At 53.6% G+C, this 17,903-nt stretch carries 15 protein-coding genes; 9 read left to right on the top strand and 6 right to left on the bottom strand.

The genetic code is table 11. From position 1 onward, the window contains the following. Nucleotides 1–120: 120 nt before the first annotated feature. The 3 genes from cysG to nirB all read right to left on the bottom strand — a co-directional run bounded on the left by cysG (nt 121) and on the right by nirB (nt 4,510). Nucleotides 121–1,503, bottom strand: a complete 1,383-nt coding sequence (cysG, locus tag EC840_RS21125; protein ID WP_129637651.1) for a siroheme synthase CysG — start codon at nt 1,501–1,503, stop codon at nt 121–123. Nucleotides 1,504–1,607: 104 nt separating this feature from the next. Next, nucleotides 1,608–1,958: a nitrite reductase small subunit NirD gene (nirD, locus tag EC840_RS21120; RefSeq protein WP_129637650.1), complete on the bottom strand. Its 351-nt coding sequence runs from the start codon at nt 1,956–1,958 to the stop codon at nt 1,608–1,610. Beyond that, nucleotides 1,955–4,510 (bottom strand): nitrite reductase large subunit NirB, encoded by a 2,556-nt coding sequence (gene nirB / locus EC840_RS21115; protein WP_132966934.1) that lies wholly within the window; start codon nt 4,508–4,510, stop codon nt 1,955–1,957. The genes nirD and nirB overlap by 4 nt, the downstream gene beginning before the upstream one ends. A gap of 222 nt (nt 4,511–4,732) precedes the next feature. Here nirB and EC840_RS21110 point away from each other — a divergent pair, with 222 nt between their 5' ends. The 8 genes from EC840_RS21110 to EC840_RS21075 all read left to right on the top strand — a co-directional run bounded on the left by EC840_RS21110 (nt 4,733) and on the right by EC840_RS21075 (nt 12,729). Beyond that, nucleotides 4,733–6,016, top strand: a complete 1,284-nt coding sequence (locus EC840_RS21110) for a cytosine deaminase (RefSeq protein ID WP_113877175.1) — start codon at nt 4,733–4,735, stop codon at nt 6,014–6,016. Nucleotides 6,017–6,160: 144 nt separating this feature from the next. Continuing rightward, on the top strand, nt 6,161–6,727 hold the full coding sequence (ppiA, locus tag EC840_RS21105) for a peptidylprolyl isomerase A (RefSeq protein WP_112288623.1): 567 nt from the start codon (nt 6,161–6,163) through the stop codon (nt 6,725–6,727). Nucleotides 6,728–6,881: 154 nt separating this feature from the next. Beyond that, a complete protein-coding gene (locus EC840_RS21100) occupies nt 6,882–8,405 on the top strand; it encodes a helicase HerA-like domain-containing protein (RefSeq protein WP_132966933.1) in 1,524 nt (507 codons plus the stop codon). A 244-nt stretch (nt 8,406–8,649) separates the two neighbouring features. Continuing rightward, a complete protein-coding gene (locus EC840_RS21095) occupies nt 8,650–9,855 on the top strand; it encodes an aldose 1-epimerase family protein (protein WP_132966931.1) in 1,206 nt (401 codons plus the stop codon). 96 nt (nt 9,856–9,951) lie between these two features. Continuing rightward, nucleotides 9,952–10,122, top strand: coding sequence for a YhfG family protein (locus EC840_RS21090; protein WP_112288617.1), 171 nt, complete (start codon nt 9,952–9,954; stop codon nt 10,120–10,122). Further along, the gene (locus EC840_RS21085) at nt 10,112–10,714 is read left to right on the top strand and encodes a putative adenosine monophosphate-protein transferase Fic (RefSeq protein ID WP_113877171.1); all 603 of its coding nucleotides are present in this window, start codon (nt 10,112–10,114) and stop codon (nt 10,712–10,714) included. Before EC840_RS21090 ends, EC840_RS21085 begins: the two co-directional genes overlap by 11 nt. A 90-nt stretch (nt 10,715–10,804) precedes the next feature. Beyond that, the gene (locus EC840_RS21080; RefSeq protein WP_132966929.1) at nt 10,805–11,380 is read left to right on the top strand and encodes an aminodeoxychorismate synthase component II; all 576 of its coding nucleotides are present in this window, start codon (nt 10,805–10,807) and stop codon (nt 11,378–11,380) included. 134 nt (nt 11,381–11,514) lie between these two features. Beyond that, nucleotides 11,515–12,729 (top strand): aspartate aminotransferase family protein, encoded by a 1,215-nt coding sequence (locus tag EC840_RS21075; RefSeq protein ID WP_132966927.1) that lies wholly within the window; start codon nt 11,515–11,517, stop codon nt 12,727–12,729. Nucleotides 12,730–13,375: 646 nt separating this feature from the next. On the opposite strand, the gene EC840_RS21070 is transcribed toward EC840_RS21075, so the two are convergent. Then, nucleotides 13,376–15,451 (bottom strand): YccS/YhfK family putative transporter, encoded by a 2,076-nt coding sequence (locus tag EC840_RS21070; RefSeq protein WP_113877168.1) that lies wholly within the window; start codon nt 15,449–15,451, stop codon nt 13,376–13,378. A gap of 61 nt (nt 15,452–15,512) precedes the next feature. Further along, a complete protein-coding gene (gene crp / locus EC840_RS21065) occupies nt 15,513–16,145 on the bottom strand; it encodes a cAMP-activated global transcriptional regulator CRP (protein WP_013573634.1) in 633 nt (210 codons plus the stop codon). 362 nt (nt 16,146–16,507) lie between these two features. Here crp and EC840_RS21060 point away from each other — a divergent pair, with 362 nt between their 5' ends. Continuing rightward, the gene (locus EC840_RS21060) at nt 16,508–16,915 is read left to right on the top strand and encodes an OsmC family protein (RefSeq protein WP_112288612.1); all 408 of its coding nucleotides are present in this window, start codon (nt 16,508–16,510) and stop codon (nt 16,913–16,915) included. Between the two features lies 1 nt (nt 16,916). On the opposite strand, the gene EC840_RS21055 is transcribed toward EC840_RS21060, so the two are convergent. Continuing rightward, on the bottom strand, nt 16,917–17,828 hold the full coding sequence (locus EC840_RS21055) for a LysR substrate-binding domain-containing protein (protein ID WP_129637642.1): 912 nt from the start codon (nt 17,826–17,828) through the stop codon (nt 16,917–16,919). Nucleotides 17,829–17,903: the final 75 nt, after the last annotated feature.

Genomic DNA, 17,903 nt, shown 5'->3' with positions numbered 1-17,903 from the left:
TAACAGGAATTATATTCTGTTATAAGATTTATCTTATAAGTGGAGGGCGAGAAGTGAATCTGACTTCACTTCTCTGAATTGATTAATAAAATAAATGGAGATTTCTTGAGCAGAAGGGCGTTACAAACGGTTTTCGCTGGCAAACCAGTTCAGTTTCTGACGCAAACTCACTACGGTACCTACAATAATCAAACTCGGGCTCTGTACCTGTGTCGCCAGATTACCGAGCTCAGTGAGAGTGCCGGTGACCACGCGCTGCGTCTGACTGGTGCCGTTTTCGACCAGTGCCACAGGCGTTTCTGCTGGCAACCCGTTTTCCAGCAGACGGCGCTGGATCTCAGAGGCCTGGGTCAGCCCCATATAAAACACCAGCGTTTGCTGACCCTGAGCCAGACAGGCCCAGTCTAAAACGCCATCCTGCTTTGCATGACCGGTGATGAGCCGCACGCTTTGCGCGTGATCGCGATGGGTCAGCGGAATGCCGCTATAGGCAGAGCACCCGGATGCCGCCGTGATACCCGGTACCACGGAAAATGCGATACCCGCGGCTTTCAGTGCTTCCAGTTCTTCGCCGCCACGGCCAAAGATAAAGGGATCGCCGCCTTTTAGCCGGACAACGCGTTTGCCCATTTGCGCCTGTTCCAGCAGGATTTCGTTGATACGTTCCTGCGGCACACAATGATGCCCTGCGCGTTTGCCGACAAAAATTCGCTCGGCGTCACGACGTATCAGATTCATCACGCCGTCGGAAACCAGCCGGTCGTAAACCACCACATCGGCCAGTTGCATCTGCTGCAAACCTTTAAGTGTCAGCAATCCGGCATCGCCCGGCCCGGCACCGACCAGAATGACTTCGCCGTGTTTATCGACCGGTTCGCTGAACAGTTCTTCGAGATATTGCCCGCTTTGTGCCTCGTCATTATTCGCCAGCGACTGCGCCAGACGATGATGATTGAACAGCTTTTCCCACCAGCGGCGGCGCTCAGAGGCATTGGTAAAGTGTGCTTTCACGCGAGCCCGCAATCCGCCCGCCACCTGTGCCAGTTTGCCCAGATGTTGCGGCAAAATGGATTCCAGGCGTTCACGCAGCAAACGCGCCAGCACCGGGGCATTGCCGCCGGAAGACACCGCGATCATCAGCGGTGAACGGTCGATGATCGACGGCATGATTACGCTGGCGCTTTCAGGGGCATCGACCACATTACAGAATACGCGGCGATGTTCAGCGGCCTCGCTGACTTCCTGATTCACTAAGTCTGAATCGGTGGCGGCGATCACCAGCCATTTTTCATCGACCAGCAACGGGGAAAATTCGCCTTTCAGCAGCCGGACTTTGCCTTCCTCAGCCCAGATCTGAAACTGCGACGTGAAGGTGAGGGCGTTAACCGTCAGTTTTGCACCGGCATCCAGCAGCAGGCGCGCTTTACGTTCAGCCACGTCACCGGCACCGACCAGCAAACAGGCTCTGTTTTTTAACTGACAAAAAAGGGGCAGGTAATCCATAGATAATCTTCTCTGAGATGGCGCGTTTTGATACGGCGTTCTTTTAACGACATTCTTTTAAATATGAACAACGCCGCCCGGAGGCGGCGTGGAAAGCGCGGAGTTTAGCTGGTTTGCGCCTGAAGACTGGCGGTATTCAGTTCAACATTGCCGTCGCGGATACGCACGTCGTAGGCGGAAATTGAATACGCTTCATCTTCCATACAAAGGCCATCTGTCAGGCGAAAATGTTGTTTTTTCAGCGGACTGGCGACCCAGAGTTCGCCCTGATGTTCGGCGATAATCCCGCGTGACAGCACGCTGGCCTGCGCGAACGGGTCGATATTCGACAGCGCAAAAATCTGCTCGTCGGCATACGGACGGAACAGCGCGATTTGCTGATCGTCCACCAGTGCGCAAACGCCGCAACCTGGCAGGATCTGATCGACAGAACAAAGCGTTAACCACTGGCTCATAATACTTCCTCCCCGTCAGCGATTTGTGTCACCGGAATACGCTCGTTCGGACGCGCCGGACGATGCTGCTGACGTTCACCGACGAACTGCACATTCGGGTCGCGCTGGCTGCTGTTGATAAAGTGGGTAAAGCGGGTTTGCGCCGCCGGGTCATTCAGTGTTTCCTGCCACTCGCAAACCGCGGATCCCCGCAGGCGCGACAGTTCGGCTTCCAGCTGATCGTTAAGCCCCAGTTTGTTATCGATGATGACTTTACGCAGGTAGTCGATGCCGCCTTCGAGGTTATCCATCCAGACTGACGTACGTTGCAACTTATCGGCGGTGCGGATGTAGAACATCATGAAGCGGTCGAGGTAACGCAACAGGGTATCGTTATCCAGATCGGCGGCCAGTAAATCGCCATGACGAGGTTTCATGCCGCCGTTACCGCAGACGTACAGGTTCCAGCCGTTTTCCGTCGCGATAATCCCGACATCCTTACCCTGCGCTTCAGAACATTCGCGGGTACAGCCGGACACGCCGAACTTCATTTTGTGCGGCGTACGGATGCCTTTGTAGCGGTTTTCCAGGCTGATGCCGAAACCGAGGCTGTCGCCCACGCCGTAACGGCACCAGGTGCTGCCGACGCAGGTTTTCGCCATACGCAACGCTTTGGCGTAGGCCTGACCCGTTTCGAATCCTGCATTAATCAGTTTCTGCCAGATGGCCGGTAAATCATCTTTCTGCGCGCCGAACATGCCGATGCGCTGCGAGCCGGTGATCTTGGTGTAAAGATTATATTCAGCTGCGATTTCGCCAATCGCCTGCAACCCTTGCGGCGTGATTTCACCGCCCGGCGAGCGTGGGATCACGGAATAGGTGCCGTCTTTTTGCATGTTGGCGAGGAACACATCATTGGTGTCCTGCAACGGCGTGTGCTGTGGCTTGAGCACGTAATCGTTCCAGCACGATGCCAGCAGCGAGCCGACGGTCGGTTTACAGACTTCGCAGCCGTAGCCTTTGCCGTATTTATTCAGCAAATCATCGAACGAACGGATGCCTTCCACGCGGATCAGGTGGTATAGCTCCTGACGTGAATAGGCGAAGTGCTCGCACAGATGATGGTTAACTTCGATGCCCTGCTTGCTCAGTTCAGCATTCAGCACCTGCGTCACCAGCGGAATACAGCCGCCGCAGCCGGTACCGGCTTTGGTTGCTGATTTCAGTGCCGCCACGGTATGACAACCGCCCTGAACGGCTTTGATGATGTCGCCTTTAGTGACGTCAAAGCAGGAGCAAATTTGCGCGCTTTCCGGCAAGGCATCGGTACCAATAACCGCGCCGCCGCCGCTGCCTGCGTGAGCAGGTAAGATCAGCGCGTCCGGGTTTTCCGGCAACGGAATGCTATTCAGCACCAGTTGCAGCAGATTGCCGTAATCGCTGGTATCGCCCACCAGCACCGCGCCGAGCAGTGTTTTATTGTCTTCGCTGACCACCAGACGTTTATAGAGCGCCTTGCTTTCATCGAGGTAAACGTAGCTGCGTGCGCCCGGTGTGCGTGCGTGCGCATCGCCGATACCGGCCACATCTACGCCTAACAGTTTCAGTTTGGCGCTCATGTCTGCGCCGGTGAAGGCGTTATCGCGACCGAGTAAATGGTCGGCGGTGACCTGCGCCATTTTATAGCCCGGCGCCACCAGACCGAAGGTACGCTGATTCCACGACGCACATTCGCCGATAGCGTACACGTCCGGATCGCTGGTCTGGCACTGATCGTTAATCACGATGCCGCCGCGCGGAGCGATGTCTAAATCACACTGGCGCGCCAGTTTATCCTGCGGGCGGATACCGGTAGAGAACACGATGAAATCGACTTCGAGGAAAGTGCCGTCGGCGAATTCCATCGTCTTACGGGCAGACGTACCGCCCTGAACAATCTGTTTGGTATTTTTGGCGGTATGAACCTGCACACCCATGCTTTCGATTTTCTGGCGCAGCTGGCTGCCGCCCATGACATCGAGCTGTTCGGCCATCAGACCGGGTGCAAATTCAACTACATGCGTTTCAACGCCGAGGTTTTTCAGCGCGCCGGCGGCTTCGAGGCCAAGCAAACCACCGCCGACCACAGCACCGCGTTTGCTGCGACGGGCGCAGGATTCAATCGCGTGTAAATCTTCAATGGTGCGGTAAACAAAGCAATCCTGACCGTCAGAGCCGGTGATCGGCGGAACCCACGGATAGGAACCGGTCGCGATAATCAGTTTGTCGTAATACACCGTCCGGCCGCTGCTGGAATGAATAACTTTTTCCTGGCGGTTGAGCGTAATGGCGCGTTCGCCAATCAGCACATTCACGTTGTGCTTTTCGTAAAACCCTTCACGAACCAGTGACAGTTCTTCGGCGGTATGATGTGAAAAATAGGAGGAAAGATGGACGCGGTCATAGGCCACGCGCGGCTCTTCACATAGTACCGTGATGTCGAACTGACCCGGTTCTGCTTTATCCAGTAAGTCTTCGATAAAGCGATGGCCGACCATGCCGTTGCCAATAATCGCGAGTCTGACTTTGCTCATAATTGCCTCAATTTTGATTTTCTGAGGCTAAACATAACGCGCGCGTAACAGGGGGTATTGATGCAAATCAAGCCGCTACCAATATACTCCTTAGGGGGTATTTGACTGATTTCATTGGGTTTTTATGTAACCTTTCGATTTATAAACACTTTCAGGCTATTGTTCTAAGATTGGCTATAACATCACTGATGATGAAGTCTTTCTAAAACGATGAGGTAACGCGTGACCAAAACTCCTTTGCGTACTATTAAAAATGTACGCCTGCCGGACCGCGAAGGGTTGTGGCAGATAGATATCGATGACGGTGTCATTCGCCATATCACTTCGCAGCTGGATAATGCCGATTACGGCGAACATATCCTGGACGCGGAAGGCGGGCTGGCAATACCTCCTTTTATCGAGCCGCATATTCATCTCGATACTACGCAGACCGCCGGTCAGCCAGCGTGGAATCAGTCCGGTACATTATTTGAAGGCATTGAACGCTGGGCGGAACGCAAGGCGTTGTTGTCGCATGAGGACGTCAAACAGCGCGCATGGCAGACGCTGAAATGGCAAATCGCCAACGGCATTCAGCATGTGCGTACACATGTTGATGTTTCCGACCCGACGCTCACCGCGCTGAAAGCCATGCTCGAAGTGAAAGCCGAAGTTGCGCCGTGGGTGACGCTGCAAATTGTGGCGTTCCCGCAGGAAGGCATTATGTCTTACCCGAACGGCGAAGCTTTGCTGGAAGAGGCGCTGAAGCTGGGTGCGGACGTGGTCGGCGCTATCCCGCATTTTGAATTCACCCGCGAATACGGCGTGGAATCTCTGCACAAAACTTTCGCGCTGGCGAAAAAATATCATGCGCTTATCGATGTGCATTGCGATGAAATTGACGATGAACAATCGCGTTTTGTCGAAACCGTCGCGGCACTCGCGCTGCGGGAAAACATGGGCGCACGCGTCACCGCCAGCCACACGACGGCGATGCATTCCTACAACGGCGCTTACACCTCGCGCTTATTCCGCCTGCTGAAGATGTCGGGGATTAACTTTGTCGCCAATCCGCTGGTGAATATTCATCTGCAGGGACGGTTTGATACCTATCCGAAACGCCGCGGCATTACGCGCGTCAAAGAGATGCTGGATGCCGGTATAAACGTCTGTTTTGGTCATGACGATGTGTTTGACCCGTGGTATCCGCTGGGCACTGCCAGTATGTTGCAGGTGCTGCATATGGGGCTGCATGTTTGCCAGCTGATGGGTTATCAGCAAATTGATGACGGGCTGAAGCTGATTACGACTTACAGTGCGCGCACCATGAATCTGGACGGTTATGGCCTGGAAAGTGGCAACGCCGCCAGTCTGGTGATCCTGCCAGCAGAAAGCGGATTTGATGCGTTACGCAGACAAGTCCCTGTGCGCTATTCCATCCGGCAGGGCTCAGTGATAGCCGAAACTCAGCCTGCGAAAACGACGATCCATCTTGATAAAGATTATCCCGTTAATTTCAACAGCTAACCGCTGAGAAATCGATAGTAACAATTTGAAATATCTGAAAAAGTTGCTATGAAGCGTAAATAACCGTAAAGGTCTGGCGCTGAGCGTAAAGGCTCTTTAGAATCAGTGGGATCTGTTGTTTGTACTTTCAAGAAAGGAATTGTCATGTTTAAACGTACTTTGGTGGCCTTAACTGCGCTGCTCTCCCTGACTGCAATAACGCCGGCTTTTGCTGCTGGTCAAACCCACGTCATGCTGACCACTTCAGCAGGGAATATCGAACTGGAACTCGACAGTGCTAAAGCACCGGTTTCTGTGAAGAATTTCGTTGATTACGCCCAGAGCGGATATTACAACAACACCATTTTCCACCGCGTGATCCCGGGCTTTATGGTTCAGGGCGGCGGTTTTACTGCTGATATGCAGCAGAAAGCGACGAAAGAGCCGATCAAGAACGAAGCCGACAACGGTCTGCGTAACCTGCGTGGTACTGTCGCGATGGCGCGTACTGCTGACAAAGACAGCGCAACCAGCCAGTTCTTCATCAACGTAGCGGATAACGCCTTCCTGGATCACGGTCAGCGTGATTTCGGCTATGCCGTATTCGGTAAAGTCATCAAAGGCATGGACGTGGTAGATAAAATGTCACAGGTGAAAACGGACAACGTCGGGCCTTACCAGAACGTGCCGACCACGCCGATTGTGATTTTGTCTGCGAAAGTGCTGCCTTAATTTCTCAGCCTTTCCGTTCCTTTCTGTAGTACAAGATCAAGCCTCCGCCAGCCGGGGGCTTTTTCTTGCCCATTTGACGCCCCTTTCTTGACGCCCATCCCGCTGACTAATAGGTTTTAAGGAACGCCCTGCGTCCACTTTCAAGGAAAATGAAATGAGTGAAGCCCGTCTGATTGCAAAAGCCATGAATGAAGGTAAACCGGTGCAGGATCTGGTGATCCTCCCCGCGCTGGCCAACCGCCACGGACTGATTACCGGCGCGACCGGTACCGGCAAAACGGTCACGTTGCAGAGAATGGCCGAGCAGTTTTCCCGCATCGGCATTCCGGTATTCCTGGCGGATGTGAAAGGGGATTTATCCGGTATTGGCGCAGAAGGCGTGCTGTCGGAAAAACTCACCGCGCGGCTAAATAATATCGGTGTGACGGACTGGCAACCGCAAGCGTGCAGCATTATTCCGTGGGATATTTTCGGAGAAAAAGGCCACCCTATCCGTGCGACGATTTCTGATCTGGGGCCGTTGCTGCTGGCGCGGTTACTTGATCTCAATGAGGTGCAAAGCGGCGTATTACAACTGGTGTTTAAGATTGCCGACGACAATGGCCTGTTGTTGCTCGACATGAAAGATTTGCGTGCCATGGTGCAGTTTACCGGTGATAACGCGAAACAATTCCAGACGCAGTACGGCAATATTTCCTCTGCCTCCATTGGTGCCATCCAGCGCGGTCTGCTGACGCTGGAAGGTCAGGGTGCCAACCAGTTCTTCGGTGAGCCGATGCTGGATATCAACGACCTGATGAAAACCGATAAAAACGGCCACGGCATTATTAATTTACTGGCCGCTGATAAGCTCATCAACCAGCCGAAGCTCTATTCTGTTTTCCTGTTGTGGCTGCTGGCAGAACTGTTTGAGCAGCTGCCGGAAGTCGGTGACCCGGAACAGCCGAAACTGGTGTTCTTCTTCGATGAAGCGCATTTATTGTTTATCGATGCGCCGCAGGCTTTGCTGACTAAAATCGAGCAGGTGGTGCGCCTGATCCGCTCCAAAGGCGTGGGGATTTATTTTGTCACGCAGAATCCGCTGGATATTCCCGACAGCGTGCTCGGGCAGCTGGGCAACCGCGTGCAGCACGCCCTGCGCGCTTTCACGCCGCGTGATCAAAAAGCAGTGAAAGCGGCAGCGCAAACTCTGCGGGCGAATCCAGCTTTCGATGCTGAAACGGCCATTACCGAGCTGGGCGTTGGCGAAGCGCTGGTGTCATTCCTCGATGAAAAGGGACGTCCGGAGGTGGTGCAGCGTGCGATGGTGATCGCCCCGGAATCCAAAATGGGCATGTTTGGCGACGATGAGCGCAACAAAGCGATTAATCAGTCTCCGCTGTATGGCCGCTATGAAGACAGCATTGACCGCGAATCCGCTTACGAGAAAATCACTGCGCAAGGCTTTGGCACCGTCGCTGCGCCGCAACAAACGGGCACGCAGAAACCGGCAGAACCAACGTCTTCCGGCGGCGGGCTGCTGGGCGGCCTGAATGAAATCCTGTTTGGCAGTACCGGTCCGCGCGGGGGTAAACGCGACGGCGTGGTACAGGTCGCAGCCAAAAGCATGGCGCGCGATTTAGGGCGTCAGATCCTGCGTGGCGTTCTCGGCTCGATTATTGGCGGAAGGAAAAAGTAATCACTGTTCTGCTTACGTACAAAAGCTGAAACGGATCAGCTTTTGTGCGTTTAGTCCTGTCTGAGTTCTCATTTTCATCTGCAATTTTTTCCTTAACGCATGGCTTTTTGCGGAGTCCGGCACGTTACTGCCTGCGGTTCAGTATTAAAACCGCTCAACTTGAAGGCTGTCACGTTTTTAGCCTGCCCGGGTTTGTAGGCTGAATTGCTTTTGGGCTAAATCAATTCAGCAAAAAGGAGTTATTGTGAAAAAATTACTCGTTACCGGGATCGTCATGGGGCTTTTTTCGTGGCAAGCTGCCGCACAAACCATTGTGCTGACGGATGCTGAAGCCGGTACTGAACTGGGAAACTGGAAGACAGACAGTAAAAAGCTGAATATCGCAGGTCCGGATTTCAGCATCGAACAGAAAGTGTTGCACGGGGGTAAACAGGAAGGGGCAAAAGTCATCACCATTACCAGCAAGGGGCTGACAATTGCGCTCAGCCCGACGCGGGGGATGGATTTGCTGCACGTCACCGGCGATAACATCCGCTTAGGCTGGGATTCACCGGTGCAGGAAGTTGTCAATCCGGCGTATATCAACCTTGAAAGCCGTAACGGTGTGGGCTGGCTGGAAGGTTTCAATGAAATGATGGTGCGCTGCGGCTTTGAATGGACCGGACATCCGGTGACCGCTGACGGCATGATTTATACGTTGCACGGACGGGCGGGCAATACGCCAGCCTCGAAAGTGGAGGTTGAGATTGCCGACAAAGCCCCGTATGAAATCACCGTGCGAGGCTTGCTGAAAGAAGACACCTTTAAGAAAGCCAGGCTGGAAACCTGGACCGAGCTGCGTTACGTGCCCGGCAGCCATTCCTGGACTATCCACGACACCCTGACAAACCTGTCGGATTATCCGCACGACTACCAGATTATTTATCACAGTAACTTCGGTCAGCCGATCCTCGAAGCGGGCGCCCGTTTCATCGCGCCTCTGAAATCAATTTCACCGTTCAATGATTACGCCAAAAAAGGGTTAGCTGACTGGCAGACTTACGCCGGACCGACCAAAGGATTTGATGAGATGGTCTTTAATATGGTGCCGCTGGCAGATGCGCAGGGCAAAACCATTGCCGGTGTGGTGAACAAAGCGGGGAACAAAGGGGCATCCATTGAATTTGATACCCATCAGTTGCCGTTACTGACGCTGTGGAAAAACACCGACACCCTGAAACAAGGTTACGTGACAGGCATCGAACCGGGCACCAACTATGCGTATCCGGTGACCATCGAGCGTAAACAAGGGCGCGTAAAACAGTTGCAGCCTGGCCAGAGCACGGTGTTTGAGCTGAAATATTCACTTCTGCCCGATGCGCAGGCAGTGAAGCAGCTTGAGGAACGGGTGAAAACGCTGCAGGACACGCATAAAACGGACGTGAACGAGACGCCGATCGCTGTTGAATAATCCGAGTTTAGGGCGCTAACGCTGGCGCCCTTTTTTCTCTGTCTATACTTAATCCCACAAGGTATGCGCCCGAATGGCGGTAACCAGGGAGGAAATATGGCGAAGAAACTGACACTCAGACAGCAGGAAAAACTCTTTCGCGAACGTCAGCGGCAGAATTTTCAGGCCAGCAGCGCGCTGGATGGCCTGGAGGTGGAAGTCGTGTCTCTGGATAACGAGAAAATTGCACAACGTCTGGCCGAACTGAGGGGGCACTATGAACGATAAACTCGTGGACGGTGCGGATCCTTATTATTATCCCGGCATCAATGTCCTGAAAAACTCTCTCGATATCCGTGAAGCTCACCGGCTGCAACAGGCTGAACTGGCCTTTACGGCGTTACGGGCGGCGGCGATGCCACTCGGCCCGGCGGTTATGGGCTTGCCACATCTGTGCGCCATTCACCTGTCGCTGTTTCAGGATATTTATCCATGGGCAGGGGAGTTTCGTGAGATTGACATCTACAAGGACGATACCCAGTTCTGCCATTTCGGCTATATCGAAAATGAAGGCAACGCCCTGATGCAGGAGCTTGAGGAAGAGGAGTTTCTGGTCGGTTTACCGCTTGATAAGCTTGCCGAGCGGCTGGCTCACTATTATACCGGCCTGAATTTGTTGCATCCTTTTCGCGAGGGCAACGGGCGGGTGCTGAGAATTTTTGTCGAGCAGCTGGTTATCCACGCCGGGTATGACATCGACTGGTCCAGCATCAGCCGTGAACGCTGGCTGTCCGCCAATAAAACGGCGGTGTTTGGTGATGAAACCGATCTGGTCGCCATCTTCAATGAAGTGATCAGTGAAATCGATGACGAACATTGATGCGCAAGATCAGAGCGACAAAATACTGAAGCCTGTGCTGAAAAATGCGTAGAATTGCCCGGTAAATTTTCGACTTTTACCGGGAACGCTATGCTGCTGCTGATCGACAACTACGACTCCTTCACCTACAACCTTTATCAATATTTTTGCGAGCTGGGCGCTGAGGTGAAAGTGCTGCGTAACGATCAGCTGACGCTGACCGATATAGAGCAACTTGCTCCGTCGCATCTGGTGATTTCTCCCGGCCCCTGCACACCGGATCAGGCGGGTATTTCCCTGCAAGCCATCACGCATTTCTCTACCCGTTTGCCGATCCTTGGCGTATGCCTCGGGCATCAGGCTATGGCGCAGGCGTTCGGCGCGAAAATCGTGCGGGCGCGTCAGGCTATCCACGGTAAAACATCGCCGGTGCGACATACCGGTCAGAGCGTATTTACCGGACTGAATAATCCGCTGACTGTCACCCGCTACCATTCGCTGGTGGTTGCGCCCGAAACGCTGCCGGACTGTTTTGACGTCACCGCCTGGACAGACCGCGACGGCGAGCGCGACGAAATCATGGGCATCATGCACAAAACCTTGCCGCTTCACGGGGTGCAGTTCCATCCGGAAAGCATTCTGAGCGAGCAGGGGCATCAGCTTCTGGATAATTTCCTTAAAATCTAACCGTTTAATTCCTCGTTAACATCGCTGCAAAAATTACTTACCCATCAGGTGCGATTTCTGTTTGCCTGTATCTGATTTTTTATGCATATTTTATGATTATATTTTCACATCAATATCAGTAAGGGCGAAGGGTTATGGCAGAAAAATCAGCGGTAGATCGGGGTACGTTCGACAAAGTGATTTTGCCGGTTTATTCACCAGCGAAATTTATTCCTGTTAAAGGTAAAGGCAGTCGTGTCTGGGATCAGCAGGGCACCGAATACGTTGATTTCGCCGGTGGTATCGCGGTGACGGCGCTCGGGCATTGCCATCCGGCACTGGTAAAAGCGTTACACGAACAGGGCGAAACCCTGTGGCATGTCAGCAACGTGTTTACCAACGAACCTGCACTGCGCCTGGCTCAGAAGCTGATCGACGCGACCTTTGCAGACCGCGTATTTTTTGCCAACTCCGGCGCTGAAGCCAATGAAGCTGCTTTTAAACTGGCGCGTTATTACGCTTCCCATCGCCACAGCCCGTACAAAAGTAAGATCATTGCTTTCCATAACGCTTTCCATGGCCGCACATTGTTTACCGTTTCTGTCGGCGGTCAGCCAAAATATTCCGACGGCTTCGGCCCGAAACCGGCCGACATTGTCCACGTGCCGTTTAACGATCTGGACGCGGTAAAAGCGGTCATCGACGATCACACCTGTGCGATCGTTGTCGAACCCGTTCAGGGTGAAGGCGGAGTCACACCGGCTACTAAAGAGTTCCTGCAAGGGCTGCGCGAGCTTTGCGATAAACATAATGCGCTGCTGGTGCTGGACGAAGTACAAAGCGGCATGGGGCGCAGCGGTAAGTTGTTCAGCTATATGCATTACGGCGTGACGCCGGATATCCTGACCACCGCCAAAGCGCTGGGCGGCGGCTTCCCGGTTTCCGCCATGCTGGCAACCGAAGAAGTGGCCTCGGTGATGGAACCGGGCAAACACGGCACCACTTACGGCGGTAACCCGCTGGCCTGCGCCGTCGCTGAAGCCGCACTGGATATCATCAATACGCCAGACGTGCTGGCCGGTATCAACGAGCGTCGCGAGAAATTTATCAGCGCGCTGGAGGCCATTAATCAGAAATATCACATCTTCAGCGAGTTCCGCGGTCAGGGTTTGTTGATCGGCGCTGAGCTTTCCGACGAGTTTAAAAATCGTGCAGGCGAATTCCATGCCGCCGCCGCCGAATTCGGCCTGATGATGCTGGTCGCCGGACCGAACGTCATGCGGTTTGCGCCCTCACTGGTGATTGATTTCGCTGATATCAGCGAAGGGATGGAAAGATTTGAGAAAGCCGTAGCAAAGGTTGCAGGCTGAATGCTTCCCCCCCCGCTGGTTAAAACCGACTGAGTAAATTTCGGTTTTTCAATAACGGTTATCACAAGGCCTTGTGCGCCGAAACCGAGCAGAGGGGAAAGGCTTTTCCCCTCTGCACTCCCCTCGCTTTTTTACTGCGCGCTGCCGCAGGCATGACGGACATGTTCTGGTGTATTAGTGAGTGGCGCAAAATGTCATCGCTACGCGATTCCCGAATTTCAGGCTTCGAGCCTCTGGTCTCGAACCGTTCATTCGGTGCCATTTTTGAGCACGCCAGTCAACTTATCTAAAAGATAAAAACAGTCTGCTGTTGAATTTAAGATCTCGCGGGCGAATCAGAAATCTTGCCGAACGGAGCGGCCTGAAGACCCAGGGCTTCAGGACCGAGAGAGGGAACCGCGCAGCGGTAAGATTTCCAGCCTGTCACCGCAGTTGCTGAAACATAGCCAGCAAGCGGAGCGCGTGTTGAAAAAGCGAGGAGGAATCCAAAGGAGGAAAAGCACTTTCCTCCTTTGGGCGGTTTCGGCGCAGCGCGTTAAGTGATCCCCGTACTTGAGAAACCGAAATATTCTCCGATTAGCTTTAAAAAGCAGTCTGGCTGTAAGCCAGTAAAAAGGGGATTTAAAAGGGGCAATCCCCTTCACGTTCACGCCTTCCGCGTCAGCCAGATCCCATGATGTGGCCTCTGCTTCCACGCCAGTGACGAAATAGTATGCATCACGCTGAGATGTGAAATCACACGCCGCAGATGGCGTTCCATCTCGGTCAGTGGCATATCAGGATGCAGTTCCGGTGCATTGATCAGCGTGTTCTCATTGCCCGGTCCGTCATAAAGCAGTCGCTGCTGACAACTCTGCAACGCAATTTCACAGGTCTGTAAATACTCCGTCGCCAGTTTCTCCGGCAGCATGTAATGCTCGCGGGCGAGGATGGTCATCGCGTTGATGTGCTCGACAATGAACTGGCTGTGCGTCACCCACAAGCGCATATCCGCCAGATAATGCGAGTTAAAGCCGGGCTCCTGCATGGCCTGATTCAGTGACGTGAAAAGCTTGTTGTGCGCCTGATTGACCTGCATACGGGTGTAGGCAAGCTTCGAGGTATCCGGGTTTTCTTCAAGCAGTAAGCGGATAGCATCCTGATAGGTTTCCAGCGCCTGGTGCGCGTTCTGACGCAGTAATCCGCTCTGCCATTGCGGCCACAGCCAGATGGTCCCGCCGAACGCCAGCGCGCAGCCGATCAGCGTATCCACCAGTCGCGGTACCAGAAAATGCACGCCGTTCATCGCCAGCAGTTGCAGGGTATATACCGCCGTCACGGTCATGCCGACCATCGCCAGCCCGTAGTTTTTACGCAGCACCGTATACGACACCAGCGTGACGATCAGCATACACATCAGCGTGATGCCTTCGGGTAATTCCAGCTTCAGCAATCCGGCGGCAATCAGCAATCCGGCCAGCGTGCCCAGCGCACGGTGCTGGATACGCACGCGTGTGGCGTTATAACCGTTCTGGCTGACCAGCATGATGGTCAGCAAAATCCAGTAAGGCTTGGGCAGATTAAAGAACAGGCCCAGGCTGCTGCCAATCGCCAGAATGATCCCCAGACGGGCGGCATTGCGCAGGGCGACAGATTTGAAGGAAAGATAGCTTTTCAGCGCAGGCCAGAAGGGTAAACGCGGCTGAGTGTTCATCAGGTCACGTTTGTACAACGGGCGCTGTGTCCGCAGCAGGCGCGCAATGCGGCTGAAGTGGTAGTAGCAAAACTGGCCGACCGGGTTCTCAGGATTGCGCGCGGCGATTTTCTCCAGCGCGGCCAGCTCGTTGGCCATCGTAAACCGCGCGGATAAACGGTGATAAAGAATGTCGTCGGCGATGACCCGCAGGCGGGCGGAAATCACCTGCGCATTACGGCGGATAACCGCTTCGGCGTGGCTTTCTTCCACCAGCTTCTGCACTTCTTCCGGCTGATGCAGGCTCACCGTGATGTGCTCCTGCAAATCAAGCGCGACCTGAAAACGTTGAAACAGTCTTTTATGGTGATGATGATGGCCGTGTTGCGGCAGCATGTGCAGTTGCTGATAGAGCAGGGCAATCAGGTCGATGACCTGCTGCTGTCGCGTCAGCAACGGGGGTAACGCGGTTTCAGGATCGGTGTGTTGCGTCAGCAGGCTGTATTTAGCTTCGAAGTAATCCGCGAGTTGCAGATAGAGCTGACTGAGCGTTTCGCGCATCGGCTGTTCTTCCGAAATACGAAACCACGCCCAGTTAAACAATCCGTACCAGGCCGTGCCGGCGGCGAAAAGCACCGGTGCCTGCCACATCGGACGCAAGCCAACCATGCTCAGCGTGAAGATGGTCGCGACCAGTGCACCGGGCAACAGACGTGCATGCAGCGGGCTGATTTCACCGGTCACGCCTAACAGCAAGGCCAGCGACAGCATGATGAGCGGCAGGGGAATGTGCCAGTTTTCCAGCATGACTTGCAGCAGAATACTGCTCACGGCAAACAGTGTTCCGCCAATTATCAGGCGTTTGAAAAAGCGTTTATGCGGAGTATCGAGGCCCGCGACGTTGCAGCAGGCAGGACAAAGAGAGAACAGCAGCCCCATTTGCAGATTGCCGAACAACCAGCAGATACCAACGGGCAGGCACAACACCAGCGTCTGGCGCAGCGCGTAGTTAACTTCCGGATGGTAAAACAGTCTTCGCCATAGCGTCATGGATAAAGCTTAGCCCATAAAAAAGGCGCGACAGTGTTCTGCCGCGCCGATTTTTAAGGGATTAACGTGTGCCGTAAACGACAATCGTTTTACCGTGTGCCGAGATCAGACTTTGATCTTCAAGCATTTTGAGAATACGTCCGACTGTTTCACGTGAACAACCGACGATTTGGCCGATTTCCTGACGGGTGATCTTGATTTGCATCCCGTCCGGATGGGTCATCGCATCAGGCTGTTTAGCCAGATTAAGGAGAGTTTGAGCGATACGCCCTGTTACGTCGAGGAAGGCCAGGTTGCCGACTTTCTCTGACGTCACTTGCAGACGGTTTGCCATCTGCGCGGAAAGACGCATCAGAATATCCGGGTTAACCTGAATCAGCTGGCGGAATTTTTTATAAGAAATTTCAGCCACTTCACAGGCAGTTTTTGCACGAACCCACGCACTACGTTCCTGACCTTCTTCGAAGAGTCCCAGCTCGCCGATGAAGTCACCTTGGTTAAGGTAGGACAGTATCATTTCTTTGCCTTCTTCATCCTTGATAAGGACAGCAACTGACCCTTTCACGATGTAGTAAAGCGTTTCGGCTTTTTCACCCTGGTGAATCAGCGTACTTTTAGAAGGATACTTATGTATATGACAGTGAGACAGGAACCATTCAAGAGTCGGGTCTGTTTGTGGCTTGCCGAGAACCATTTGCTATTATCCTCTGTTGTTATCGCTGCCCAAAATCACAGGGCTCAGAGTTCCCTGTACGGCACTTCATAAAAAAAGCGCCCTTTCAGCATATAACTCCCCAGAAATGCTGCAAGCGGGTGTCGGGGTGAAACAGCCTGATTATTGCCGTTATCACCGTGGGTTCTGTTCTTAAACCGCGAAAACCGTCACCGCAATTCACTGGAAAGTATGTTTCGGCTTTGTTTGTAGCACAGGTTTGCAATGCTGTCTTCTGTTGTCTCGCTTCAGCATGATGGCGATCGGGTTACGTTGCCAGATTTTAGGTGAAAGGGTACTCTGGGAGCGGAATTCGACGAGTTTATTCACCGGGAGAATAGTTCATGCACGCACGCGTAAAATGGGTAGAAGGGCTGACGTTTTTAGGCGAGTCAGCGTCAGGCCACCAGATTTCTATGGATGGTAATGCGGGCGATAAAGCACCCAGCCCGATGGAAATGCTGCTGATGTCCGCAGGCGGTTGCAGCGCGATTGATGTGGTGTCTATTTTGCAAAAAGGCCGTAATGACGTGCGTGATTGTGAAGTCAAGCTGACCTCACAACGCCGCGAAGAAGCGCCGCGCCTGTTCACGCACATCAATCTGCATTTTATCGTCACCGGTAAAGATCTCACCGATAAGATTGTCGAACGTGCCGTTAGCCTGTCTGCGGAAAAGTACTGCTCTGTGTCCCTGATGCTCGGCAAAGCGGCGACCATCACGCACAGCTTTGAAGTGATCAGCGTCGAATAAGTTACGACCAGTCATAGGCGTGGCACTGGCTGCGCAATAAATCCAAAAATCGCCGCGCGGCAAACGTCAGCGGCGATTTTTGCGAGTAAAGCACACAGTATTCTGCCTGCGGCAGGGTATCGATATTGAGCACACTCAGCCTGTCCTGCAATCCGAACGGCGCTTTCATCGCGCGCGCCACAATGGTCAGATAATCAGACTGCAACACCATATTTAGCCCGCACACCACCGAATCTGTATGCACCGGCATTTCCGCTGCCGGCTGATGAAATCCTCCCATCGATACCCTGATTTGCTGGTAATACCCCATATCCGTTTCGGGCAACAGCCAGCGCGCATCCTGTAATTCCTCCAGAGTTGTGGAGCCTGCCAGCGGATGTCCACGCCGGGCGATAACGCAGAAAGGTGCGCTGAACAGTGGCTCACGTACCAGATCTTCCAGCGGAAATCCCGGCCCGGCGGTACCGACCGCGAAATCCAGTTTCCCTTCGCGCAGTGCAGGTAATAACGTGGAAAGTTGCCCTTCTTTGATCAGCAGTTTGGACTGCGGAAACTGCGTCTTAAATTCTCCTGCCAATCCGGGAAAAACCGTCAGCGCCAGCAGCGATGAAAATCCAATGGCGACGGAGCCCTGCGAATATTGTTCGATCTGGCGAATTTCATCGGCGGCGCGCTCAAGCTCTTCGAGGATAAATTGCATACGCTGTGCAAATGCCCGCCCCGTTTCGGTCAGCGTCATCCCCTGATTGCCACGCACGATCAGCTGCGTATCGAGCGTTTGTTCCAGTTCACGCAATGTTCTGCTGACCGCCGGTTGTGACTGATTCAACGCCCGCGCCGCGCCGCGAATACTGCCGCTGCGGATAACCTGCTGGAAAACCTTCAGTTGCTGCAATTTCGGCAAATAGCGCATCACGATCCCTATCAGTAAAAAGCATCACCCGCCCAAAAATTGCATCTTATGGTCACGCTGTAAAGCTGATAGCGT

Origin of the sequence: Rahnella sp. JUb53, assembly GCF_004346065.1 — a bacterium.
Classification (GTDB): domain Bacteria; phylum Pseudomonadota; class Gammaproteobacteria; order Enterobacterales; family Enterobacteriaceae; genus Rahnella; species Rahnella variigena.
This window is presented reverse-complemented; position numbering and strand designations above follow the sequence as displayed.

Bases quoted from the DNA above. Each gene is read 5' to 3' on its own strand.
- EC840_RS21100 (WP_132966933.1), top strand. From the start codon at position 6,882: ATGAGTGAAGCCCGTCTGATTGCAAAAGCCATGAATGAAGGTAAACCG.
- EC840_RS21060 (WP_112288612.1), top strand. From the start codon at position 16,508: ATGCACGCACGCGTAAAATGGGTAGAAGGGCTGACGTTTTTAGGCGAG.
- EC840_RS21090 (WP_112288617.1), top strand. From the start codon at position 9,952: ATGGCGAAGAAACTGACACTCAGACAGCAGGAAAAACTCTTTCGCGAA.
- nirD (WP_129637650.1), bottom strand. From the start codon at position 1,958: ATGAGCCAGTGGTTAACGCTTTGTTCTGTCGATCAGATCCTGCCAGGT.
- EC840_RS21055 (WP_129637642.1), bottom strand. From the start codon at position 17,828: ATGCGCTATTTGCCGAAATTGCAGCAACTGAAGGTTTTCCAGCAGGTT.
- EC840_RS21085 (WP_113877171.1), top strand. From the start codon at position 10,112: ATGAACGATAAACTCGTGGACGGTGCGGATCCTTATTATTATCCCGGC.
- crp (WP_013573634.1), bottom strand. From the start codon at position 16,145: ATGGTTCTCGGCAAGCCACAAACAGACCCGACTCTTGAATGGTTCCTG.
- EC840_RS21080 (WP_132966929.1), top strand. From the start codon at position 10,805: ATGCTGCTGCTGATCGACAACTACGACTCCTTCACCTACAACCTTTAT.
- cysG (WP_129637651.1), bottom strand. From the start codon at position 1,503: ATGGATTACCTGCCCCTTTTTTGTCAGTTAAAAAACAGAGCCTGTTTG.
- ppiA (WP_112288623.1), top strand. From the start codon at position 6,161: ATGTTTAAACGTACTTTGGTGGCCTTAACTGCGCTGCTCTCCCTGACT.
- EC840_RS21075 (WP_132966927.1), top strand. From the start codon at position 11,515: ATGGCAGAAAAATCAGCGGTAGATCGGGGTACGTTCGACAAAGTGATT.
- nirB (WP_132966934.1), bottom strand. From the start codon at position 4,510: ATGAGCAAAGTCAGACTCGCGATTATTGGCAACGGCATGGTCGGCCAT.
- EC840_RS21070 (WP_113877168.1), bottom strand. From the start codon at position 15,451: ATGACGCTATGGCGAAGACTGTTTTACCATCCGGAAGTTAACTACGCG.